Annotated in this window: 16 protein-coding genes; 6 read left to right on the top strand and 10 right to left on the bottom strand. The window is 64.8% G+C overall.

Features of this window, described 5'->3' with window-relative positions:
- Window positions 1-35: 35 nt before the first annotated feature.
- The 4 genes from KF730_RS05785 (at window position 36) to KF730_RS05770 (ending at window position 3,398) form a co-directional block, all read left to right on the top strand.
- A complete protein-coding gene (locus KF730_RS05785) occupies window positions 36-821 on the top strand; it encodes an SDR family oxidoreductase (protein WP_294092858.1) in 786 nt (261 codons plus the stop codon).
- Window positions 821-1,708, top strand: coding sequence for an SMP-30/gluconolactonase/LRE family protein (locus tag KF730_RS05780; RefSeq protein WP_294092856.1), 888 nt, complete (start codon window positions 821-823; stop codon window positions 1,706-1,708). Before KF730_RS05785 ends, KF730_RS05780 begins: the two co-directional genes overlap by 1 nt.
- Window positions 1,709-1,830: 122 nt before the next feature.
- Window positions 1,831-2,280: a MarR family transcriptional regulator gene (locus tag KF730_RS05775; protein ID WP_294092855.1), complete on the top strand. Its 450-nt coding sequence runs from the start codon at window positions 1,831-1,833 to the stop codon at window positions 2,278-2,280.
- Window positions 2,281-2,567: 287 nt separating this feature from the next.
- Window positions 2,568-3,398 (top strand): hypothetical protein, encoded by an 831-nt coding sequence (locus tag KF730_RS05770; protein WP_294092853.1) that lies wholly within the window; start codon window positions 2,568-2,570, stop codon window positions 3,396-3,398.
- A 2-nt stretch (window positions 3,399-3,400) separates the two neighbouring features.
- Here the strand turns inward: KF730_RS05770 and KF730_RS05765 are convergent, their stop codons facing one another.
- The 3 genes from KF730_RS05765 to KF730_RS05755 form a co-directional block, all read right to left on the bottom strand.
- Window positions 3,401-5,176: an IlvD/Edd family dehydratase gene (locus KF730_RS05765; RefSeq protein WP_294092850.1), complete on the bottom strand. Its 1,776-nt coding sequence runs from the start codon at window positions 5,174-5,176 to the stop codon at window positions 3,401-3,403.
- Window positions 5,177-5,323: 147 nt separating this feature from the next.
- A complete protein-coding gene (locus KF730_RS05760; RefSeq protein ID WP_294092849.1) occupies window positions 5,324-6,739 on the bottom strand; it encodes a sugar porter family MFS transporter in 1,416 nt (471 codons plus the stop codon).
- Between the two features lie 83 nt (window positions 6,740-6,822).
- On the bottom strand, window positions 6,823-7,923 hold the full coding sequence (locus tag KF730_RS05755) for a LacI family DNA-binding transcriptional regulator (protein ID WP_294092847.1): 1,101 nt from the start codon (window positions 7,921-7,923) through the stop codon (window positions 6,823-6,825).
- 145 nt (window positions 7,924-8,068) lie between these two features.
- Here KF730_RS05755 and KF730_RS05750 point away from each other — a divergent pair, with 145 nt between their 5' ends.
- Window positions 8,069-10,465: a glycoside hydrolase family 3 N-terminal domain-containing protein gene (locus tag KF730_RS05750; protein WP_294092844.1), complete on the top strand. Its 2,397-nt coding sequence runs from the start codon at window positions 8,069-8,071 to the stop codon at window positions 10,463-10,465.
- 157 nt (window positions 10,466-10,622) lie between these two features.
- On the opposite strand, the gene KF730_RS05745 is transcribed toward KF730_RS05750, so the two are convergent.
- From KF730_RS05745 to KF730_RS05720, 6 genes are read right to left on the bottom strand one after another with little or no spacing between them, the layout of a single operon-like run.
- Window positions 10,623-12,437 (bottom strand): glycoside hydrolase family 9 protein, encoded by a 1,815-nt coding sequence (locus KF730_RS05745; RefSeq protein WP_294092841.1) that lies wholly within the window; start codon window positions 12,435-12,437, stop codon window positions 10,623-10,625.
- A 3-nt stretch (window positions 12,438-12,440) separates the two neighbouring features.
- Window positions 12,441-14,132 (bottom strand): glycoside hydrolase family 43 protein, encoded by a 1,692-nt coding sequence (locus tag KF730_RS05740; protein WP_294092838.1) that lies wholly within the window; start codon window positions 14,130-14,132, stop codon window positions 12,441-12,443.
- Window positions 14,129-15,631 (bottom strand): tryptophan halogenase family protein, encoded by a 1,503-nt coding sequence (locus KF730_RS05735; RefSeq protein WP_294092835.1) that lies wholly within the window; start codon window positions 15,629-15,631, stop codon window positions 14,129-14,131. The genes KF730_RS05740 and KF730_RS05735 overlap by 4 nt, the downstream gene beginning before the upstream one ends.
- Window positions 15,628-17,148 (bottom strand): tryptophan halogenase family protein, encoded by a 1,521-nt coding sequence (locus KF730_RS05730; RefSeq protein ID WP_294092832.1) that lies wholly within the window; start codon window positions 17,146-17,148, stop codon window positions 15,628-15,630. Before KF730_RS05730 ends, KF730_RS05735 begins: the two co-directional genes overlap by 4 nt.
- Window positions 17,145-18,581 (bottom strand): tryptophan halogenase family protein, encoded by a 1,437-nt coding sequence (locus KF730_RS05725; RefSeq protein ID WP_294092830.1) that lies wholly within the window; start codon window positions 18,579-18,581, stop codon window positions 17,145-17,147. Before KF730_RS05725 ends, KF730_RS05730 begins: the two co-directional genes overlap by 4 nt.
- Window positions 18,581-20,077, bottom strand: a complete 1,497-nt coding sequence (locus tag KF730_RS05720; RefSeq protein WP_294092829.1) for a tryptophan halogenase family protein — start codon at window positions 20,075-20,077, stop codon at window positions 18,581-18,583. The genes KF730_RS05725 and KF730_RS05720 overlap by 1 nt, the downstream gene beginning before the upstream one ends.
- Window positions 20,078-20,408: 331 nt before the next feature.
- On the opposite strand from KF730_RS05720, the gene KF730_RS05715 reads away from it, so the two are divergent.
- Complete coding sequence (locus tag KF730_RS05715) at window positions 20,409-23,684, top strand: TonB-dependent receptor (RefSeq protein WP_294092825.1); 3,276 nt, start codon at window positions 20,409-20,411, stop codon at window positions 23,682-23,684.
- A 76-nt stretch (window positions 23,685-23,760) separates the two neighbouring features.
- On the opposite strand, the gene KF730_RS05710 is transcribed toward KF730_RS05715, so the two are convergent.
- The gene (locus KF730_RS05710) at window positions 23,761-24,474 is read right to left on the bottom strand and encodes a DUF6445 family protein (RefSeq protein ID WP_294092822.1); all 714 of its coding nucleotides are present in this window, start codon (window positions 24,472-24,474) and stop codon (window positions 23,761-23,763) included.
- Window positions 24,475-24,516: the final 42 nt, after the last annotated feature.

Genomic DNA, 24,516 nt, shown 5'->3' with positions numbered 1-24,516 from the left:
GCCGGTGCTCCCTTTTTCCAAGGTAACTCCTTTCCATGTCTGAAGCCGACCCCACGACCAAGACCCGCGACCAGAGGGCGATCTATCCGAGCCTGAAGGGCAAGCGCGTGCTGATCACCGGAGGCGGTTCCGGGATCGGCGCCGGGATGGTCGAGGGATTTGTGCGCCAAGGCGCCGACGTCACCTTCTTCGACATCGCCCGGGAGGATTCGGAGGCGCTGGTCTCCAACCTGAGCGGCGGGGCTGTGACCTTCAAGCATTGTGACCTGACCGACATCAAGACGGTGCAGGCGCAGATCGCGAAGCTGATCGACGAAAATGGCGCATTCGACGTGCTGATCAACAACGCCGCGAACGACGATCGCCACACCATCGAGCAGGTGACCGAGGAATATTGGGACAATAGGATCAATACCAACCTCAAGCATCTGTTCTTCGTGGCGCAGGCGGTGATCCCGGGGATGAAGGCCAGGGGCGCGGGCGTGATCGTCAATCTCGGCTCGATCAGTTGGCATCTCGCCCTCGAGGGGTTGACGCTCTATCAGACGAGCAAGGCGGCAATCGAAGGGCTGACGCGCAGCTTCGCGCGCGAGCTGGGGCCGGATGGCATCCGTTCGGTGTGCATCGTGCCGGGCAATGTCCGCACCCCACGCCAGCTCCAATGGTACACGCCCGAGGGTGAGGCCGAGATCGTCAAGGCGCAATGCCTGAAGGGGCGGCTGGTGCCGGACGATATCGCGGCGATGGCGCTGTTCCTGGCCAGCGACGATGCGCGGCTGATCACCGGTCATGAGTTCTTCGTGGACGCGGGCTGGCGCTGATGACCGTCGCGCTTGGCGAGCCGGTCAGCGTCTGGCAGCTCGGGGCGCCATTGCTCGAAGGGCCGGTCTGGGTCGAGCGCGACGCGGCGTTGTGGTTCGTCGATATCAAGGGGCGCAAGGTCCATCGCTACGATCCCGCCAGCGGCGCGAAGCGCAGCTGGGATGCGCCCGATCAGGTCGGGTTCGTCGCGCCGATCGCGGGCGGCGGGTTTGTCGCGGGCCTGAAGACCGGGCTGGCGCGGTTCGATCCTGCGGATGGCAGCTTCACGCCGATGATCGATCCCGAGCCGCAATTGCCGGGCAATCGCTTGAACGATGCGACCGTGGATCCGTCCGGGCGGCTATGGTTCGGGACGATGGACGATGCCGAGGTGGCGGATAGCGGCGCGATCTACCGGCTGGCGGCGGATGGGAGCTGCGTCGCCTCCAGTCCTCTGGTATCGATCACCAACGGCCCGGCGGTAAGTCCTGACGGGTGCACGCTCTACCATATCAATACGCTGGGCGGCGTGATCTTCGCCTGCGATCTCGACGCCGAAGGCAACCTGACCAACCGCCGCGAGTTCGCGCGCATTCCGAACCGCGAGGGTTATCCCGACGGCCCGACCGTGGACAGCGAAGGCTGTGTGTGGGTGGGACTCTACAAGGGCTCGGCGGTGCGGCGCTATTCGCCAGGCGGCGAGCTGCTCGAAACCGTCCACTTCCCCGTCGACGCGATCACCAAGATCGCGTTTGGCGGGCCTGAGCTGAAGACGGTGTATGCGACCACGGCGGCGAAGCATCTGTCGGCGGAGGAACGTGCCGCGATGCCGGGCGCGGGCGATCTGTTCCGCTTCGAGGTAAGCGTTCCCGGCCAAGCGGGCGTGCTGGTGCGCGAAGGCCTCTAGGCACGGACGCGGTTTCAATCCCCTTCTCCGTTTAGCTAGACGCCGATGGAAGCGGCCGCTGGTTCATGCCCATCAATAGTCAACTTACTTGACAGTCAATTTCGTAACGCTAATTTACCCGCATGACCGATACCCGCCTTGACGAAGTCGCCCTGCCCGCGCTGCTGCGCCACGCCCGCACCACCTATGGCGTGGCGATGCGCAAGGCGCTGGCGGAGGGTGGTTATGACGACATCCCCGGCAACGGGCTGTACGTGATCGGCGCGCTTGCCTGGGGCGAGACGCCGCTTTCGCAGATCGTCCGCGAGCTGCGGGTGACCAAGCAGGCGGCGGGGCAATTGGTCGATGCGCTGGTGCTGCGCGGCTATCTGGTACGCGAGGTCGATCCCGAGGACCGCCGCCGGCTGACCGTGACGCTCACCGAGCGGGGCCGCGCCGCAGCCGAAACGCAGGCCGCGGCGCGCGAAGCGATCGACGCGGAACTGACCGCGCGGATCGGCGCCGACAAGGTGCAGCATGCCCGCGAAGCGCTGGCGGCGTTGATCGACATGCGCCGCGACGCCGAAGGCTAGGCCGGCGCGAGGAAGCGCGCCGCCCTGCCCCGCCCGACCGCGGCCACCACGGAATCAACCGATGTGGATGCACCCTTAAATCTCAGATACTTGCGTCCGTGCGCATCTATTGCTGTGTCCGATTCGCCTTTGTTAGCCTCCGCATGGGGACGAATCGGGCCCGGGGCACGATCTCGGCCATGGCTGGCTTTCCATTCCCGTAGGCGTTCGTGAAAGCATCGCCCGGCAGCGCGCATGCGTGCTCCTCCGTGTCGCGTCCATCGATCATCGGATTTCGGGAGGGCATTATGGGCTTTTGGAGCGGTTTGAAGGAAAGTGCGGTTGGCGCGATCAAGATCGGCGCCACCGCGGCGACGGCGGGATGGCGCTTCACGATTTCGCGCGGCTACGACATCAAGCACCTCGTCACCGGCGAGATGAACTATGACATCTCGCGGGTCGGCAAGACGCTGGCACCATCGATGCTGCGCCCCGGCGACGTGATGGTGAAGCAGGGCGCATGGCGCGAATGGGACGATCTCAAAAGCTATGGGATCATGGCCGGCCAGGCGGTGTTCGGCGGGCACCGCCACCGTTACGCCTTTGCCTATCTACTGGGTCATGCGGCGATCTTCACCGGCAAGCGCAGAGTGACGCCGGCCGATGGCAAGACCGTCGAGGGCGACATGGCGGAATCGATCTCCAACGGCGTCGAACTGACCGAGATCGGCGGCGCGCACAACCGGCGCTACGCCTGGTATGTGATCCGGCCGAAGCGTGCCGATATCGCCCAGCATGCGGTGGAGACGGCGCTCGCCACGGTCGGCAAGGTCGATTATTCGCTGGGTGGCGCGCTATGGGGCGGCGCGCTGGGCGGCGACGGCATCAACGGCATGATCAACCGCATCACCCGCAAGGATCCGACCGCGAAGGACCGTAACGCCCTCGCCAACAAAGAGCGCGCGGCGATGTTCTGCTCGGAATTCGTCGCGTTCAGCCTCAACAGCGCCTGCGACGCCGTAAAATGCCGGCGCTATTTCGACGCCGAACAGAATACGGTCACGCCCGAGGAACTCTATGTCGGGCTGCGCGACAATCCGGACTGGGAATATGTCGGCGAGGTGCGCCCGATGCATTGAGCTCAGTGATTGTGGCGGGCGACTTTCTCGCTGGTCTTGCGGTATTTGAGCGCGAATTCCAGCACCCCGCCCTCACCGAGCTGGTTGGTCTTTTCGCGGAACAGCTCTTCCCACGGCGTCTGGCTGTCGGGGATCGGCGGGGCGGGTTCGCCCCTGCGGCGCTGAATCTCGTCGGGCTCGACCAGCGCGTTGCAGGTGCCCGCGTTGAGATCGATGCGAATGATGTCACCGGTGCGCAACCAGGCCAATCCACCGCCCGCCGCGCTTTCGGGCGAGGCATTGAGGATCGAGGGGCTGTCCGACGTGCCCGACTGGCGGCCGTCACCGAGCGTTGGGAGCGACAGGATGCCTGCCTGGATCAGGTGATCGGGCGGCTGCATGTTGACGACTTCGGCCGAGCCGGGCCAGCCGAGCGGACCCGAACCGCGGATGACGAGGATGCAATTGGCGTCGATCGCCAGCGCGGGATCGTTGATGCGGTGGTGGTAATCATCGGAGCCGTCGAAGACGATGGCGCGGCCTTCGAAGACATTTTCCTGGCCGGGACGAGAGAGATAGCGGGCGCGGAAATCGGGGGAGATCACGCTGGTCTTCATGATCGCCTGATCGAACAGGTTGCCCGAGAGGACGAGGAAGCCGGCCTTTTCCATCAAAGGCGCGTCGTACGGATAGATGACCTCGCGGTCGGTAGCGGTGCGGCCGGCGACGTTCTCGGCAAGGGTCTTGCCAGTGCAGGTCATCACGCTGCCGTCGATATGGCCGGCGGCGATCATCTCGGTAAGGACGGCGGGGATGCCGCCCGCGCGGTGGAAGCGCTCGGAGAGATATTTGCCGGCGGGCTGCATGTTGACCACCAGCGGCAGGTCATAGCCCTGCATCCAGTCGGCGGGGGTGATCTCGATGCCGGCATGCGCGGCCATGGCGATGAGGTGCGGCTGGGCGTTGGTCGAGCCGCCGATCGCGGTCAGCAGGTTGATCGCGTTTAGGAAGGACTGGCGGGTCAGGATCTTCGAGGGGCGGAGATCCTCATAGGCCATGTCGACGATGCGCTTGCCGGTCTCATAGGCCATCTGGCCGCGCTCGCGGTACGGCGCGGGGATCATCGCGCAGCCGGGCAGCGACATGCCGAGGCCCTCGGCCAAGCTGTTCATCGTCGAGGCGGTGCCCATCGTGTTGCAATGGCCGGCCGAGGGCGCGCTATCGGTGGCGCGGCGGAGGAATTCGGCTTCGTCGATCTCGCCCGCCGCCATCTTGCGGCGCGACCGCCAGATCACGGTGCCCGAGCCGACCAGCTCGCCTTCGTGCCAGCCGTCGAGCATCGGTCCGCCCGACAGGACGATGGCCGGGATATCGACGGTGGACGCCGCCATCAGCGACGAAGGCGTGGTCTTATCGCAGCCGGTGGTGAGGATCACCGCGTCGATCGGATAGCCGTTGAGGATCTCGACCAGGCCGAGATAGGCGAGGTTGCGGTCGAGCGCGGCGGTCGGACGCCTGCAATTCTCGAAGATCGGATGGAGCGGGAATTCCATCGGTACGCCGCCTGCCGCGAGGATGCCCTCGCGGGCGCGCTTGACGGTTTCGAGGTGGATACGGTTGCACGGCGCGATGTCGCTGCCCGACTGCGCGATGCCGATGATCGGCTTGCCCGATTGCAGCTCGTCCGGGGTGATGCCGTAATTCATGAAGCGCTCGAGATAGAGCGCCGCCATGTCGCTGCGGCCGGGAGCGGCGAACCATTCGCGCGAGCGAAACGGGCGTGCGGGCGTGCGGGTCATTGAACCTCAATCCTCCCCGGCACGGGGAGGGTGACCAGCCGCAGGCTGGTGGAGGGGGGCCAGCCACAAGCGACTCGATTGGGAGAACCCCCTCCACCACCCGCTGCGCGGGCGGTCCCCCTCCCCGTGCCGGGGAGGATCGAATTGTCACCCCTCCATCGCCTCCAGTTCCTTGCCCTTGGTCTCGTGAACGAACTTGGCGACCAGGAAGAAGCTGATCACCGCGCACACCGCGTAGAAGCTGTAGCTGTACGCCAAGCCGATCTTGGCGAGCATGATCGGGAAGGCCTGGGCGATCGCGTAGTTGGCGGCCCATTGGAAGAAGCCAGCGACCGCCAGCGAGGAGCCGCGGATCTGGTTCGGGAACATCTCGCCGAGCATCACCCACATCACCGGGCCCCAGCTGACGTTGAAGAAGATCACATAGATGTTGGCGGCCCATACCGCGATCTTGCCAGCGTCGTCCGGAAGCATGAGCTTGCCGTCGACGATGCCACCCTGGCTGAAGGCATAGACCATCGCGAAGAGCGACGCGGCCATGCCGACCGAACCGATCAGCAGCAGCGGTTTGCGGCCGATCCTATCGATCACCGCGATCGTCACGAAGCAGGCGGCGATCGAGACCGCGCCCGATACGATGTTGATCATCAGCGAATCCTGCTCGCTGAAGCCGGCAGCCTGCCACAGCGTGGCGCCATAATAGAAAATAACATTGATGCCGACGAGCTGCTGGAACACCGCCAGCATGATGCCGACCCAGACGATCTTGCGGACGCCGAGGAAGCCGGCGCCGCCCTTGGGAGTCAGCACATCGCTGAGGCGCGGACGGTGATCGTTGGCGAAGGTCGCCTGGATCTCGGCGACCTTGGCGGCGGCAGCGCCAGCTCCGAACAGGTTGGTAAGGACGGCGTTGGCTTCCTCGTTGCGGCCCTTCGACACCAGGTAGCGCGGGCTTTCCGGAATGAAGAACAGCGCGATCAGGAACACCGCCGCCGGTACCGCCTGCAGCAGGTACATCCAGCGCCATGCCTCGATATCGGCCCAGATCTTGTTGGTCGAAACCCCAGCGATCGAAGTGACATAGTAATTGGCGAGGAACGCGGCGGTGAGGCCGGTGATGATCATCACCTGCTGCACCGTCGTCATTCGCCCGCGGATATTGGCGGGAGCGACTTCGGAGATGTACGCCGGAGACAGCACCGATGCCGCGCCGACCGCCATGCCGCCGATGATGCGGGCGATGACGAAGAGGGTGTGATCGTGCGCGAAACCCTGAACCAGCGCGCCGCCGAGGAACAGCAAGGCGGCGAGGCGCATCACCGCGCGGCGGCCGATCGCGTCGGCGAGGACGCCAGCGAGCGAGGCGCCGATTACGCAGCCGATCAGCAGCGAGCCGACGGTGAAGCCGAGACTGGCATCGTCGAGGCCGAACGCGGCGGTGAGGCCCGGCTGGGTGCCGTTCACCGCGCCGCTGTCATAGCCGAACAGCAAGCCGCCGATCGTCGCCACCGCGACGATGGCGAAGACGAGGCCCAGATTGGTCCTCTCCGCCGATTGATTCATCAAACTTCCCCTCCTTGCCGCCGCGATTCTTGCGGCGTGTTAGCGGTAACGGTGGCCCGGACGCGGAGGAAAAGCAAGCGTTGTCAGCGTCGCTTGGCCGCCTTGCTCGCGGCGGGCCTGGCCGACCCTCCCACGGCGCGCGGCGGGCCGGAAGATTCGCGGACGATCAGTTCGTGATCGAGCACCTGCTCTTCCAGCTTGCCGCTATCGGCGCCGCGCCGTTCGCGCAGACGGGCGAGCAACAGATTGAGCGCGGACTCGGCCATCGCCGCGATCGGCTGCGACACGGTGGTGAGTTCGGGCCAGATGGTGGTGGCGAGCGAAGTATCGTCAAAGCCAACGATGCTGAGATCCTGCGGCACATGCAGCCCGCGCCGATGCGCGACCCCTACCGCAGCCGCGGCCATATCGTCGTTCGAGGCGAAGATCGCGCTCGGCGGATCGGCGCGGTCAAGCAGCCGCTCGGTAGCGACGATGCCCGAGCGGAAGGTGAAATAGCCCTGCTCGACCGGCATCGCCTTAACGTCGAGCCCGGCGTCTTCGAGCGCCGAGACGAAGCCGCGATAGCGCTCGGCCGACGAGGTCTGGTTGGGGTTGCCACGGATGAAGCCGATCCGGGTGTGGCCGAGATCGATGAGATGCCGGGTCATCGCGGCGGCGGCGGCGAAATCGTCGATGCGGACGTTGAGGCTGCGCGCGGGCGGGAGTCCCATCGCCACCGACACCCAGGGGATACCGGCAGCTTCGAGTTCGGCGCGAACCGGCGCGGCCTCCGACAGCGGCGGCGGCAGGATCACGCCCTCGACCGAGGTGGCGACGAACTGGCGCGTCGCTTCGGCCTGTTCGTCGGCACGTTCGCCTTCGCAGGATTCGAGGACCAGGTGGCAGCCGGCCTTGCGCGCGGCGGCGAGCGCACCGATCAGGAATTGCGAAAGATAGGCGGCCGACGGGTTCGAATAGAGCAACCCGATCTGGGTCGCCTCACCGGCGGCCAGGCTGCGCGCGGCGCTGTTGGGCGAATAATTGAGCTTCGAGATCGCTTCGAGCACTGCGACGCGGGTGGTCTCGCGGACATTGGCGCCGCCGTTCACGACGCGGGAGACCGTCATCGCCGATACGCCTGCTGCCCGGGCGACGTCCTGCACGGTTACCGTGCCTCTGCTTCTGCGGCTGGGTCTGCTCATGGCGGAGGGATAGGCCCGCGATGTTACGGATGCAATCCCGTAACAATCTCCGTCCACAGTTGACCGTAACGAGTCCGCATCTATAGTTGATAGCGCTACCAATATTGCAAGACAGCGCCGCAGCGCTGCGCATCAGGAGAGAGAAATGCGTCTTTTCAACCGCTTGTCCGTGACCGCCCTCGCCGCTTTGGCCGCGACCGCGCTCACGCCCATCGCGGCGGCGCCCGCTTTCGCGCAGAGCAAGGCCGAGAAGCCGCTGTACAAGGATGCCTCGCAGCCGATCGATGCGCGTGTCGAGGATCTGCTCAAGCGGATGACGCTGGAGGAAAAGGTTCAGCAGATGGTCGCGGTCTGGCTGGCCAAGGACAAGATCCAGACCCCCGAGGGCGAATTCGACGCGGCCAAGGCGAGCGTGAACTTCCCCAACGGCCTCGGCCAGATCTCGCGCCCCTATGACCGCCGCGCGATCACCCAGGGGCCGGCCGCGGGCGCCGCGGCGGGCACGGTCAATCGCGGGCCGGAAGATACCGCGCGCTACATCAACGCCGCGCAGAAATGGGCGGTGGAGAAGACGCGGCTCGGCATTCCGCTGATCATGCATGAGGAAGCGCTGCACGGCTATGTCGCGCCGGGGGCGACGAGCTTCCCGCAGGCGATCGCCCTCGCCTCTACCTGGAACCCCAAGCTGCAGGAGAAGATCTTCTCGGTCGCAGCGCGCGAGATGCGCGCGCGCGGCGCCAATCTGGCGCTGGCGCCGGTGGTCGATATCGCCCGCGATCCGCGCTGGGGCCGGATCGAGGAGACCTATGGCGAGGATCCGTATCTGGTCGGCGAGATGGGCCTGGCCGCGATCCGCGGTTTCCAGGGCACGACGCTGCCGCTGGCGCCCGACAAGGTCTATGTCACGCTCAAGCACATGACCGGCCACGGCGCGCCCGAGAGCGGCACCAACATCGGCCCGGCGACCGTCTCCGAGCGGACCCTGCGCGAGAATTTCTTCCCGCCGTTCGAACGCGCGGTGACCGAATTGCCGGTGATGTCGGTGATGCCCTCGTACAACGAGATCGACGGCATCCCCAGCCACGCCAATCGCTGGCTGCTGCACGACGTGCTGCGCCAGGAATGGGGCTTCAAGGGCGTGCTGCTCAGCGACTATTTCGCGATCCGCGAGCTGATGACCCGCCACAAGATGTTCGACAATCTCGAGGACGCGGCCGTGCGCGCGCTCGACGCGACGGTCGATTTCGAGACCCCGGACGGCGAGGCCTATGCGCTGCTGCCCAAGCTCGTCCGCGAAGGCCGGGTGAGCGAGGCGCAGATCGATGAATCGGTGCGCCGCATCCTCAAGCTCAAGTTCAACGCGGGGCTGTTCGAAAATCCCTATGTCGATGCCAAGGCGGCGGCGAAGAAGACCGAGACGCCCGACGCGATCGCGCTCGCCCGCGAAGCCGCGCGCGAGGCGATGGTGCTGCTCAAGAATGACGGCGGGCTGCTCCCGCTCGACGCAAGCAAGATCAAGCGGATGGCGGTGATCGGCACGCATGCCAACGACACGCCAATCGGCGGCTATTCGGACATTCCCCGCCATGTGGTCAGCGTGCTCGAAGGGCTGAAGGCCGAGGGCAAGGGCAAGTTCGAGGTCGATTTCGCCGAGGGGGTGAAGCTGACCAAGAGCCGCGTCTGGGCCGAGGACGCGGTCGAGCTGGTCGATGACGCCACCAACGACAAGCTGCGCGCCGAGGCGGTGGACGTGGCGAAGAACGCCGATGTGATCTTCCTGGTGCTGGGCGACAACGAGCAATTGAGCCGCGAGGCATGGGCCGACAACCATCTGGGCGACCGCAATTCGCTCGAGCTGATCGGGCCGCAGAATCAGCTCGCCAAGGAGCTGCTCGCGCTCGGCAAGCCGGTGGTGGTGCTGCTCCTCAACGGCCGGCCGCTGGCGGTGAAATATCTGGCGGAGAACGCGCCGGCACTGATCGAGGGCTGGTATCTCGGACAGGAGACCGGGAACGCGGTGGCGGACGTGGTGTTCGGCCGCGCCAATCCTGGCGGCAAGCTGCCGGTGACGATCGCCCGCGATGTTGGCCAGTTGCCGATGTTCTACAACCACAAGCCGAGCGCGCGGCGCGGCTATCTCTTCGCCGAGACCAGCCCGCTCTATCCGTTCGGCTACGGGCTTTCCTACACGACTTTCGACATCGGCGCGCCCGTGCTGGCGACGCCGGTGATCGGGCGGCTGAACAACGTCAAGGTGAGTGTCGAGGTGACCAACACCGGCACGCGCGCGGGCGACGAAGTGGTTCAGCTCTATGTGCGTGACGATCTGGCCAGCGTGACCCGGCCGGTGAAGGAACTGAAGCGCTTCGAGCGGGTGACGCTGGCGCCGGGCGAGAAGAAGACCGTCCAGTTCGAGCTGACCCCGCGCGACCTGTCGCTGTGGAATGTCGATATGAAGCGGGTGGTGGAGCCGGGGACGTTCACGATCTCGTCCGGGCCGGATTCGGTGAAGCTGAAGAGCGTGACGCTTACGGTGAAGTGAGACGATTGGGAGCTATCCCCTCCCCGTCACCCCGGACTTGTTCCGGGGTCCACTAAGCGGCTTTCGCGGCGCTGGATCATAGAGACCATCGCATTCGGCACGGTGGCCCCCGGAACAAGTCCGGGGTGACGGGCTAGAGTAGGCTGGCTCGTACCGCTCAGTCGCTATCGGCCCAAGCCGCGACCCAGAACAGCGGCGCGTTCCAGTTGATCGCCACCTCGTTCAGCGCGAAGGCGTGGATGTCGTCTGCCCAGCACATCTGCGGCGCGCATCGGCCCTTCATCGCCTTCGCGATATCGTCCGACATGTTGGTCGAGTTGGGGCCGCCGGAGAGCACACCGGGGGGAGGCCCGGGCAGTTTCTTGTCGAGCGAATGCGCCCAGAAGCGGTGGTGCGGGTTCTGCATCGAGCGGGCGCCGTAGCCGCTGACATAGGACACGTTCATCGGGTTGCGGCCCAGGACGTAATCGAGCGCCGCGATCACGCCGGCACGATATTTGGCGTCGCCGCTCAGATCATGCGCGGTGGCGAGGATCATCGCGCGGTTGAGCAGGCTGGAATTGGAACCCCAGGGATAGTCCCTGGCGATGTAGGGAATCGCATAACCGTTGCCGCCAGCGTCGTTGAGGAAGCGATCGGCGGCGGCGATAACCGCGGACTGGAGGCGCTTGACCTCGGCTGCGGGAAGCGAGGCTGGGCGGGTCGCCAGCAGCATCGTGCCGAGCGCGGCAGTGCCGGGCCATGACGGCTCTCGTACATCCTCGTGGAAATGCCGAGAATGCTGCACCACTTGCGCAAATTCATCCGCACCGGTGGTGACGAGAAGCTCCGCCGCAGCCCAGTAGAATTCGTCTGAGACATCGCGGTCGCCATAGCCGCCGCTGCCGGTGAAGCTGTTGGTCGCCAGCACCTCCGGATTGCGCTTTGCTGCACCCCAGGCGCTTTTTGCTGCACCCAGGCAGCGCGCAGCAAAAGCATCGTCCACATTCTTCCATAACCGCGCGCATTGGGCGGCGACGGCGGCGAGGTTGAGCGTCGCGGCAGTGGTGGGCGGGTATAGCAGGCGTTCCTCGGGGTCGTCCTGCGGCGGCATCGGCAGCTTGGTCCAGTTGCGGTCTGCGACCTTCTGGAGCGCCATGCCGCCGGCATCGATTTCGACGAAATCCGCGGGCGCGGCGGTCCAGGGATTCTGGCCGGGCGCGAGCGGCTTGAACGGGCCGACGGGGACACGGACATGCTGCCCCTCGGGCAATTGCATCCGCAGCATCCATTCCATCTCGTAGCGCGCTTCGTCGAGCAGATCGCTGGCGCCATTGCCCGCTTCGGGAATCTTCAACGACTTGTCCGGAAAGGCGTTCGGGCGGCGCTCATAGGCGTTGAGCAGCGTCCACAGCGAGATGCCGCCATTGACGACATATTTGCCGTGGTCGCCGGCGTCGTACCAGCCGCCGCGCACATCCCGCGCGTAGCCGCAGGCGGGCCATTCGGTGCCACGCTCATCCTTTCCGGTGAAGCATTTGGCGAGTTCGCGCGCATGCCCGGCGGGGCGCGCCCATTTCTGGCCGACGAAGCGCGCTTCGATCGGCACGCCGGCGCGCTGATGATAGAAGAAGGCGAGCGCGTCCCTGGCGAGCGGAGCGTAGAGATTGCGGCGGATCGCGAACGGCTCGCTGGGCGCGCCCGCGACGATCAGCCGATAGCCCTCGCCCTCACCGCGATAGGCGCTGAAATCGACGCGCTGGAGGTTGGACGCGCCGGAGGCTTCATCCTTGCCGTACAACACAGCCTTGCCGCTCAGCAGCGTCTTGCCCGCAGCATCGACCAGCTTCCAGTCATACGGCACGTCCCAGCCATGGACGATCGCGATCTTGGCATCGCCGGGCTCGAAGCCGAGCCGGTTGAGATGGATAGGCAGCGGCGGCGGAATCATCGCGCCGGCAAGCAAGGGGGCTGCGAGGAGTAGCAGGCGCATCGTCTATTCTCCGGTGGCAGCGAAGAGGCCGAAGACCGAGCCGACGAACCCGCCAGCGGTCCTGGTGGTAAGGCTGTCGGTCTCGATCGCGCCGAGCGGACGCCAGACCCTCGGGGTATAGTTGGCGGCACCGTGATCGACGCTGTAGCTGAAATGATAGACGTTCTTTTCGACCGCGATCCTCAGTTCCAGCGCATTCTCGCCGATGCGCGGATTGACGACCTGAAAGACCGTCTTGCCAAGCTTCGGATCGTTCGGACCGTCGCGGCGATCGACGGTGAGAAGCAACTGCCCACCAGCCCGCTTCAAACCGACGGACATCCAATAATCGTCGTTCTGGAATATCGCGAGACCAGCGCGGTCGCCGTCTTTTTGCGGGGTGAAACGCAGCGCGGTGGTGGCGCTGGCGCTGGTGTGCTGCTGGCGGCGGACAAGGAATGACGGGTTGCCATTGTCGCCGAGACCGACCGGCCGCGCGGTGAGGTTCAGGCCGTATTTGTCGACCTCGTACCAGGGCGCGCGCGGATTGCGTAGCATCATCCATTCGGGGCCGAGCGGCTTGCCGCCGAAGCGCTCGGTATAGGTGAAGGCGCCGTTCAGCGGCACGGGTGGCTCCGCGGCGGCCGGCAGCGCCGGACGCGCATGGGTGAGCGGGATCGCCTGGCCCGGGCGGGTGATGACCGGCCAGCCGTTCTCCCATTCGACCGGCAGCAGGAATGTCTCGCGGCCGGTGGTGTAGAAATCGCCGGCGTAAGGACGCACCGCCAGGAAGGTCGCCCACCATTTGCCGTCGGGCGTGGTGACGAGCTGGGCGTGGCCGGCGGAGGTGATGCGGTGATCGCGGTCCATCGGCAGGTCGCGCTGGGTCAGCACCGGATTGTTCGGATTGGGCAGGAACGGGCCGGTGACGTTTTTCGAGCGCAGGATGACCTGGCTATGCCCCTCGGCGGTGCCGCCCTCGGCGCAGCTGAGATAATACCAGCCGTCCTTGCGGAAGATATGCGGGCCTTCGATCCAGATCGGCTTCTTCGAGAAATCGACACCGCCATTGACCAGCACGGTGCGCGGGCCGAACGACTTGAGCGTCTTGAGATCGAACTCCTGGATCCAGATCGCGCGGTGACCCTGATATTCGGGCGTGCCCTCGGGCGGGCCGTTGTTGAGAATCCAGGTGCGGCCATCCTCGTCGAAGAACAGCGACGGATCGATCCCGCCATTGAGCGCGGGCAGCCATATCGGATCGGACCAGGGGCCGGCGGGGTTCTTGGCGGTGATCACGAAATTGTCGCCGCAATCGACGCAGGTGTTGAGGATGTAGAAGACACCATCCTTGGCTTGGATGGTCGGCGCGAACACGCCGCGCGACAGGCCGAGCTGCTTGAAATCGAGCATGTCCGTCCGGTCGATGGCGTTGCCGATCTGGGTCCAGTCCACGAGGTTCTTCGAATGGAAGACCGGGATGCCGGGGAAATAGCTGAAGGTGGAGGTGACGAGGTAGAAATCGTCCCCGACACGCGTGACCGAGGGATCGGGATAGAAGCCGCGCAGGATCGGGTTGCGGTATTCGTTCGGCGCGAGCGGCAGCGCGTCGATCGCGTCGGCACCCTGATAATGGAACCAGTCGAAGCGCGCGACCGGCTGCGCCGTGGCGGGCGTGGCGAGCAAAAGCGCCAGCGAGGCGAGGAGCGCCTTCATGCCGCGCAATGCTCGCGGACAAAGTCCTTGTGCTTGGGCATGTAATCGGCCGAATTGGCGATCGCTTCGCGGATGTGGTCGAGGCGCGAGCGGGTCTCCTCCAGGCTCATGATGTCGGCGACGGGATCATAGGATTGCGAGGTCATCAGCTGGCCGTGCATGACCGCGAACCAACTGGTATCATTGAACAATTCCTCATTCTCGCGAAAACAGCGGCCATGCGTGCGGAACACCCGCATCTTTTCCGCCAAACGCTCCGGAATCTCCATATTGCGGCAATAGTCCCAGAATGGCGAATCGTCGCGCTCGGTGGCGTTGTAGTGAAGGACGAGGAAGTCGCGGATTTCCTCATAATCAGTGGTCATGATCCGGTTGTAGCGATCGATGTCGGCCTGATTGAAATTGCGATCCGGGAACATCGTCAGGAAGCGCGACAGGCCAGACTGGACCAGCCAGATCGCGGTGGATTCGAGCGGCTCGATGAACCCGCCCGACAGGCCGAGCGCGACGCAGTTCTTGACCCATAATTTATTGCGGTGGCCGGTCATGAACGGGACGGTGCGCGGATCGGCGAGCGGCTTGCCGTCGAGATTGGCGAGCAGGATGCTGGTCGCCTCGTCATCGCTCATGAATTCGGAGCAGAAGACGTGGCCGTTGCCGATGCGGTGCTGGAGCGGGATGCGCCATTGCCAGCCGGCGCTGTGCGCGGTCGATTGGGTATAGGGCGTCCATTCGTCGATGCTTTCGCATGGCACCGCGATGGCGCGGTTGCACGGCAGGTATTTCGACCAGTCGGTATAGCCCGCCTTGAGCGTCTGCTCGATGATCAGCCCGCGGAAGCCCGAGCAATCGATGAACAGATCGCCTTCGATCTCGCTACCGTCCTGGAGGACGACCGACTGAACGAAGCCGTCCTCGCCGCGCAGTCTGACCTCGTTGATCATGCCTTCGCGGCGCACAACACGCCGTTCTTCCGAATAATTGCGCAGAAACTTGGCGTAGAGACCGGCATCGAAATGGAAGGCGTAAGGGATTTCGCTGAGCGGCGAATTGCCCGCATCGATCGGGCGCATGAAACGATTGTCGCGGCTCGCCATCGCCTGGAGCGACCATTGATCGATATCCGGAGCTTCTCCCATCTGGTGAAGGCGCATGAAATAGGCATGGAATGACACACCCTTCATATCCAAGCCATATTTACCAAATGGGTGATAGTAGATATGCCCCTTGCGTGCCCAATCGATGAACTTGATACCGAGCTTGAAGGTGCCCTGGGTCTCGCGCATGAACTGGTCTTCGTCGAGCCCGAGCATGCGATTGAAGGTCGCCATCTGCGGGATCGTCGCCTCGCCGACGCCGATCGTGCCGATCGCATCGGATTCGATCAGGGTGATGCTGGCATATTCCGTGGTGAGGATCCGCGACAGCGTCGCCGCCGCCATCCAGCCCGCGGTGCCCCCGCCGACGATGACGATGCTGCGGATGCGATTGTCGGTCATGCGAAACTCCGGGCGGGTGCGTTGCGCGCGAGCCATTCCTCATGGCGCGGCATCGATTGGGCGGTCTGGGCGAACAGCGCCTTGATACGGTCGAGCGTGTTGCGGATTTGCACGGGATCAATCGTGTCAGCCAGCGGATCCCAGCCGGCGGGGTAGATCCCCTGCCCCAACATCACCGCGATCCAGGAGGATTCGGCGAAGAGCTCATCCTCATAGCGGAACAGGCGGCCACGACCCCGGAACAGGTCGAGCTTGCGGGTCAGCGTGCCGGGGATTTCCATCTCGCGGACACGGCGCCAGAGATCGCCATCCTTCCGCGCATTGGCGTGATAGTGGAGGATGATGAAGTCGCGGACCTGCTCCATCTGGATATCGGTCAGGCGGTTATATTCGTCGCGCTCGATGGCACTGAAGCCGACATCGGGCAGCAGCGCCATAAGTTTGGAGATTCCGGCCTGGATCAGATGGATGCTGGTCGATTCGAGCGGTTCGAGGAAGCCCGATGACAAGCCCAATGCGACGCAGTTTTTGTGCCACGCCTTCTTCCGCCGTCCGGCTTCGAACTTCAGGATGAAGGGATCGCGCAAGGCTGCGCCATCGAGATTGGCGAGCAGAGTCTCCCGCGCGGCATCGTCTGAAATGTCGCCGCTGCAATAGACGTAACCGTTGCCGATCCGGTGCTGGAGCGGGACCCGCCACTGCCATCCGGCGCTGTGCGCGGTGCAGCGGGTATACGGCGTGATCGTGCCATCGGGGGCGGATTCGCAGGGCACCGCGACGGCGCGGTCGCATTGCAGCCAGTGCGCCCAGCTTTCCCAGCCGGCGCCGAGCGTCTGTTCGATCAGCAGCGCACGAAAACCGGTGCAGTCGATGAAGAGCTCGCCTTCGACCCGGCGATCCCCTTCCAGCACTACCGCCTCGATATGCCCGTCCTCGCCGCGCACCGGCACCTCGACGACCTTGCCTTCGAGGCGGACCACACCGCGCTTCTCGGCATATTCGCGCAGATACCCCGCATAGAGCGAAGCATCGAACTGATAGGCATAGGCCATGCGCGACAGGATCGAGGCGGGATCGCTCGAAGGCGGCTGATAGCGGCCAAGATCCATGGCGCGCGCGCAGAGATTATAGTCGCCAATGCCCGAGGCCAGGCCGCTTTCGTGGAGCTTGCGCCAGAATTGGTGGAACTTCACGCCCTCTATATCGAAGCCGAACTCGCCGAAGGGGTGGAAATAGCGGTCGCCCTCATACCGCCAGCCGACGAAATCGATGCCGAGCTTGAGCGTGCCCTGCGTCCTGGCGAGGAAGTCGTTCTCATCGAGGCCGAGCAGGCCGTTGAAATTGCGGATCGGCGGGATCGTCGCCTCGCCGACGCCGACGGTGGCGATCGCATCGGATTCAACCAGGGTGACCTTCACGCCAGTGCGCGTCAGGCGCGAAAAGGCGGCCGCCGCCATCCAGCCGGCGGTGCCGCCGCCGACGATGACGATGCTGCGGATCGGCTGGAGCGCGGTCATACCGCGCCTCCGATCTGCGCCAGCGTCACGCCGTGATTGGGCATCGCCTTGGCCGCATCGACGATCAGTTCGCGCAGCCGGGTGACGTGCTGGATTATAGCGGGTTCGGGCACGGTATCGGCGAGTGCATCATAGCGGCGCGGATGCACTCCCTGGCCATCCAGCGCGGCGATCCATTCGCCGCGATCGAACAATTCCTCGTCATACATCGGCATGCGGCCGCGGCTGGCGTAGAGATCGAGCTTGTATTGCAGCGTATCGGGCACCGCCATCGCCCGCGCCGCGTCCCAGAAGGGTTCGCCAATGCGCCCGTTGGTCTTGTAATGGGCGATGACGAAGTCGCGGACGCGATCGGCTTCCTCGCCGGCGATACGATTATACTCGGCCGCCTCCGGCCCCTCGGCGTGATTGGGGAACAAGGCGACCAAGCGCTGGATCGCGCGGTGCGCGAGTTGAAGGTTGTGGCCGTAGAGCGGCTCGATCAGCGCCGCGGCGGCACCGATGGCGACGACATTGCCCTGCCAGGCGCGCACGCGGCGGCCCTGATGGATCGCTGTGGCGGCGCTGTCGGTGTGGTGCGCGGAGGCGAACAGCGTCGCCTCGCTGGGGCCGCCGAGCAGCGGCACGCTGCGCCGCCAGCCGGCCGGATGCGCGGCAGCGTGAGTATAGGGCGGCGGCACCCCATCTTGCGCAGAAGCGCCTTCGATGACGCGATCGCAGGCAAGCCATGCGGACCAGCTGTCGAAACCATGATCCTGGCTGAGCAAGGCGGCGGGGCCGGAGCAATCGAGGAAGAGATCGCCCGCGACCTGCGCGCCGCTTTCGAGTTCCAGCGCCGTGACATGACCGTTCCCGGCACGGATCGCCCGAACGAATGGCGATGGATGGCCCGTCACACCTTGAGCCAGCCCGCGACAGACCGCCGCCAGCGCCGCCTTGTCGAGGTGCAGGCCATAGCCGTAGCTCGACAGCACCGAGCGCGGATCGTCGCTGGGGCGCGTGAAGCGACCCGCCGCGGCGGCGACCGCGGCGAGCGAGAAATCCGTGGGCCGCACCGGGTGCCCGGCGGCGCGGAGCTTAGCGACGAGCGGCGGGAACCCGACCGGACCCATCGCCGCGCCAATGTCGCCAAAGGGCAGGAACCACGCCGATTGCTGCCCCCCCCAGCCTGAAAAGGCCGCGCCGAGGGCGAAGGTGCCACGCGCAGCGCGGAGCAAGGCATCCTCGTCGATGCCATAATCGCCCAGGAAAAGGTGGAATGCTGGCAGCGTCGCTTCGCCGGGGCCGAACGGACCGATGCTATGATCGGGGCCACCGATTTCGACCAGGTCGAGCGCGATGCCGCTACCTTCCAATGCACGGCTGAGCGCGAGCGCACTCATCCAGCCGGCCACGCCGCCGCCAAGGATCACAACGCGCCGGATCGATCCCATCAGGCGGCCGCCGCCATTCCGGCAAGCAGCGCCTCGTGCGTGGGCATCGCCACCGCGGCGGCGGCATAGCGCGCGCGCAGATCGGCCATCGCCGCGATCAGATCCGCATCGGAAAGCCGTTCGGAAAGCGGGTCGTGAGCGCGGGGCATGACGTTCTGCCCGAGATACACCGCCAGCCAGCTAGGCTCCAGGAACATGCCGTCGCGGTAATTCACGACCACGCCGCGCTCGCGGAACAGGTCGATCTTGTATTTGAGCGACTCGGGCAGATCCATGGTCCGGCAATAGTTCCAGAAGTCCGAATCATCGCGCTCGGTGGCGTTATAGTGGAGGATCAGGAAGTCGCGGACACGCTCATATTCGAGCACCATCACGCGGTTGAATTCCTCGGCGTCGAGCGGGTCCCATTCGCCGGTGGGGAAGAAATCGAGCAGCCGGCCAATCGCGAGCTGGATCAGATGGATGCTGGTCGATTCGAGCGGCTCGAGGAAACCCGAGGACAGCCCGATCGCGACGACATTGCCGACCCATTGCTTCTTGCGCTTGCCGGTGACGAAGCGGAGCTTGTTGGGATCGGCGAGCGGCGGCGCGCCGATCGCCCCCAGCAACACCTCCAGCGCTTCGTCGTCGGAAATGGAGCTGCTCGAATAGACATGGCCGTTGCCGCAGCGATGCTGGAGCGGAATCTTCCACACCCAACCCGATTGCTGTGCGGTCGAGCGGGTGAGCGGCATCACCGGCCCATCATTGGGACAGGGAATAGCGATCGCGCGGTCGCAAGGCAGCCAATGCGTCCATTCCTCATATCCGGTCTTCAGCGTCTGCTCGATCAGCAGCCCGCGGAATCCCGAGCAATCGACGAACAGATCCGCCTCGATTCGCTCGCCGCTGTCGAGCGCCACCGATTCGACAAAACCGGTCTCGCCATTGAGTGCGACATCGACGACTTTGCCCTCCTGTCGGACGACGCCCCGCGCCTCGGAATATTCGCGCAGGAAGCGAGCATAGAGGCTCGCGTCGAACTGATAGGCGTAGTTATAGGTGTTGAGCAGCGACGACGGATCGCGATCAGGGTGCTGGAAGCGACCCATCCGCGCGGCGTGGATCGGCAATGAGAAGGCCTCGAAATCGCCGACACCCGGCTGGTCGCGCATCCGCACCCAATGCTGATGGAACGGCACGCCACCGAAATCCTCACCATAAGCACCGAAGGGATGAATGTAGGAATTGCCGATTCGCCCCCAGTTCACGAACTCGACCCCGAGCTTGAACGTCGCCTTGGTGCGGACCATGAAATCGGCCTCGTCGAAGCCGAGGGTCGAATTGTAATGATGGATATGGGGAACGGTCGCCTCGCCGACCCCGACGGTTCCGATTTCCGCCGATTCGATCAGGCGAATCTCAAGCGGTGAATTCCCGAATTTATTGGACAGCGCGGCCGCCGTCATCCAGCCGGCCGTGCCCCCGCCGACCACCAGAACGCGCTTCACCAACATCGGGTCATGCCCCTCTCCCAAGTCCAAATGTTAGCGCTCCCCCAACCAAACGGTCAATCGCACGCCTGCCCCATTTTTGGCCGTCAATGGCGCGAAACTGCGCCTTCCGGCTCGGCTCGGCTCTCCACAACCGTTGCAATTCCGCCACAAAATGCGGCCTTTGCAGAATTGTTTCAGACACGGCTTGATCTTTGCCCGAAACCTCAATTAAGCTCTATGCACATAAAACGACGCTACGCGGTGATAGCGCTAACATTTCTAAGGGGAGGACAGCTTGATGCGCAAGCTTAATGTAATTCAGTCAACTGACAACGCTGGCAGGCCGCGCGCCGTGCTGCGGGCCGGCGTTTCCGCCGTCGCCCTGGCATGTTTCGCGGTAGCCGCACCGGCCTGGGCGCAGGACGCTCCGGCCGGTCAGGAAGCCGCGCAAGACGACGGCGAGATCGTCGTTTCGGGCTATCGTCAGTCGCTGCAGAGCGCACAGGCGCTCAAGAAGAATTCGGACGTGATCGTCGACTCGGTCACCGCCGAGGACATCAGCGCCCTTCCCGATCGTTCGGTGACCGAAGCGCTGCAGCGCATCCCGGGCGTGTCGATCAACCGCTTCGCGGCGGGCGTCGATCCCGACCACTTCACCGCGGAAGGTTCGGGCGTCACGGTTCGCGGCCTCACCTATATCCGCTCGGAGTTCAACGGCCGCGAGGCATTCACCGCCAATAACGGCCGCTCGCTGAGCTTCTCCGACGTGCCGTCGGAAATGCTGGGCGGCGTCGACGTGTTCAAATCGCCCTCGGCGGACCGCATCGAAGGCGGCATCGCCGGCGTGGTCAACCTGCGCACCCGCAAGCCGTTCGATGCGAAGGGTCTGGTGGTCGCGGGCTCGATCGAGGCCAACTATGGCGACTTCGTCAAGAAGTGGGCGCCGACCGCGTCGTTCCTCGTAAGCAACCGCTGGGAAACCGGGATCGGTGAGATCGGCTTGCTGGCCAACGTCTCCTATTCGCAGCTCAAGACCCGCGCCGACCGCTTCCAGCTGTCGAGCTTCCGCATCCGCACGCTCTATTCGGACGGCGACGTGGTGGACAATGGCGGCACGACGCAGACCGGCCAGGTCTATTTCCCGCGCGGCGCCGTGGTCGGCAACCAGGAGTTCGACCGCAAGCGCTATGGCTATGCGGCAGCCGCGCAGTGGCGCAGCAACGACGGGTCGATGGAAGCCGTGTTCCAGTTCCTGCGCTCCGATGCGCGCCAGGCCTGGACCGAGCACACCGTCGAAATCGCGACCGACAACGTCTCGTCGAACGGCGACTCGCGCCGCGTTCCCGGCACGACGCTGGCATTCGGCAGCGATGGCATGTTCACCAGCGGCACCATCACCGGACCGACCGGTTGGCGCGGTGACCAGAACTGCATCGCGGACGGTTGCGGCACGGCGCGCGTGCCGATGCTGGGCCTGCAATCGAACAACATCCGCCGCGATCAGGAGCAGAAGCTCGTCACCGACGATTACGGCTTCAACTTCAAGTGGAATGCCAGCGATCGTCTCGGCCTGGTGTTCGATTATCAGCATGTCAACTCGACCACCGATCTGCTCGACAACACGGTCTGGGGCTCGACCTACCAGAACGCATCGCTCGCGCTGAACGGCGACAAGTTCCCGACGGTTGCGTTCCTGCCGCCGCAGGTGTGCAACGGTCCCGCGGCGAATTCGCAGAACCCGCCGGGTACGGACTATGACTGCAATACGGCGCAGGCTGTCGGTGGCCCGCAGAATCCGGGTTATTACGGCGCGGGTCACACCAGCTTCCTCGACCCGTATAACAGCTTCTATCGCGCCGCGATGGATCACATCGAGAAGAGCGACGGCAATTCCGACGCCGTCCGTCTCGACCTCGAATATTCGTTCCCGGACTCGAACTTCCTGAAGTCGATCCGTGCCGGCGTGCGCTATGCAGATCGCGATCAGGTCTCGCGCTTCTCGCGCTACAATTGGGGCGTGCTTTCCGAGCAGTGGGGCAATAACGGCCCGGTCTGGTTCGATACGCCGGTCGATGGCAACAATGCCAACGGCCACACCCAGGGTACGGCGCCGACCGGCTATGAGGCATTCTCGTTCGACAACTTCTTCCGCGGCAAGGTGACCAACCCGCTCGCGGGGTCGGGACGCCTGTTCTACTCGGGCAACACCGTCGCCAACTATCAGCAGATGATCGACTATGCGGGTCTGATCGCTCGCGAATGGCAGGGCACGACGACTTGCGCTGACGGACGCACCGTCAATACCGGCTGGAATGGACTTGCCAGCCGGTGCGGTGTTGTCGCCGGCACGCCGTTCCTGCAAGACGAGATCAACCCGATCCGCGAGCAGAATTATGCCGCCTATGCCATGGCCCGGTTCGATACCGAGTTCGGTCGCGGCCTGCGCCTGAGCGGTAATGTCGGCCTGCGCTTCAGCCGCACCGATCGTACCTCCAGCGGCTTCCAGTCGTTCGTCAATACCACGGCGTTTCCGACCGAGACCGTCTGCGCCACCCCGGTGGTGCCGCCTGACACGGTGCAGCCGTTCTGCTCGTTTAACGCTGCCACGCGCACTGCGGCGCGCAACTTCATCAACGGTGCGACCGTCGCATCGACCGCGAAGCTGCGGTACGATTACTGGCTGCCGAGCGTGAACGTGAAGTTCGAGGTCGGCGGCGGGGTGCAGTTCCGCGCGGCGTACTTCAAGGGCGTCTCGCCGCCGCAGACCGGCTTTATCCGCAACTACTTCCCGGTCAATCTGGGCGTGGTGCAGAATGTCGACGCCAGCGGCAACCTGATCCCCAACAGCTTCCGTCTGCAGGGATCGCTCACCGCGGGCAATCCGTACCTGAAGCCCACCGAGGCCGATAACTTCGACCTTACGGCGGAATGGTATTTCTCGAGCGTCGGCCAGCTGACCCTTTCGGGCTTCTACAAGGAGCTTCACGGGGTTCTGACCAACGACACGGTACGCCAGAGCTTCACCAATAATGGCGCGACGTTCGATGCGCTGGTCACCACCCCGGTCAACGCGACCAAGGTCGGCAAGATCAAGGGCTTCGAAATCGGCTACCAGCAGACCTTCGACTTCCTGCCGGGTCCGCTCAAGGGTCTCGGCCTCCAGGCGAACTACACCTATGTGGACTCGTCGGGTGTGCCGCAGTCGACGCTGTCGGCGACCGATCCGGACGTGGCCGCCGGCCGCGTGACCACGGTCAACACCGCGTTGCTGCCGCTCCAAGGTCTGTCGAAGCATCAGGTCAACGTCACTCCGTTCTTCGATTGGGGTCCGATCTCGATGCGTGCCACTTATTCGTGGCGCTCGGACTTCGTGCTCACCGTCCGCGACGTGATCACGCCGTTCGATCCGATCATCAACAAGGCGACCGGCCAGCTTGACGCTTCGGTGTTCTTCGCGATCACTCCGCAGATCAAGGTCGGCGTCCAGGGCTCGAACCTGACCAACGAGATCACCCGCACCAACGCGGTGATCACCGGCACGGGCGGCCCGAACACGATCAAGGAAGTGCCGCGCGGCTGGTACATGAACGACCGCCGTATCTCGGCGATCGCCCGCTTCAACTTCTAGGTTTCGTCATCACCCTGCACTGGCGCCGTCGGTCTCGTACCGGCGGCGCTTTTTATTTGCGGTGTGGGGAAGCGAATCAGGTGCGGTAGGTGACGAAGATGTTCGCGGTCAGCCGGCCCTCGCGCGGATCGCCGGAGAGCGCGGCACCGGGCGGGATCCGGCCCGAATGTAAGATACGGCTGCGGTAGATCACCAGCCGGTTGAATGCCGCCTCGACCGCGCCGGTCTGCTCGAAATGCGGCGTGTCACCGGCGATGTAGCCGGTGGTCTCCCGCCCCGCCTCCGTCGCGCGCGCCGCGACATATTCGGCGGCGCGCTCGGGCGTCAGCGCTTCGAAGCCGGTGGCGCGGTGGCGATAAAAGGCGGTGCCCCCCTGATCTGGCCGGCACAGATAGTGGAGGAAAGCGAATTGCAGGCCGGAGGTGGTATCGACATGCGGGATGCGCTGCGCCGCGGCCAGCGCTTCAGGGGCGAGCGTGACGAGCGAGAAATTGCACTCGGCATTGGCGAGGCGCGCCCGTTCCAGCCCGAACGCCTGACGCAGCAGCGGATCGACACCACGCACCACTGCCTCGACATAATCGAGCGGCGCGGGGGCGCGGATGCCGGGATAGCCGCCCTCGGGGCCGTATACCGGCTGAAACGTGACTTCCCGTGCGGCATAGTCCACCAAGTTCTCCGGGAAGCACAGCAGATCGTCGATCTGGAGCAGCGGTTCGCGCTCGGCGCCGATATGCCGGAGCGAAGCGGACGCCGCCGTATTGAGGGACAGGTCGACATGCTGATCCATAAGGCACCGGACCAGCGCCCCATGTCTGCGAAGTTTCTCCGA

The organism is Sphingomonas sp., assembly GCF_019635515.1.
Lineage (GTDB): Bacteria > Pseudomonadota > Alphaproteobacteria > Sphingomonadales > Sphingomonadaceae > Sphingomonas.
The sequence above is the reverse complement of the archived record's forward strand: the minus strand, read 5'-3'. Positions and strand labels throughout refer to the sequence as shown.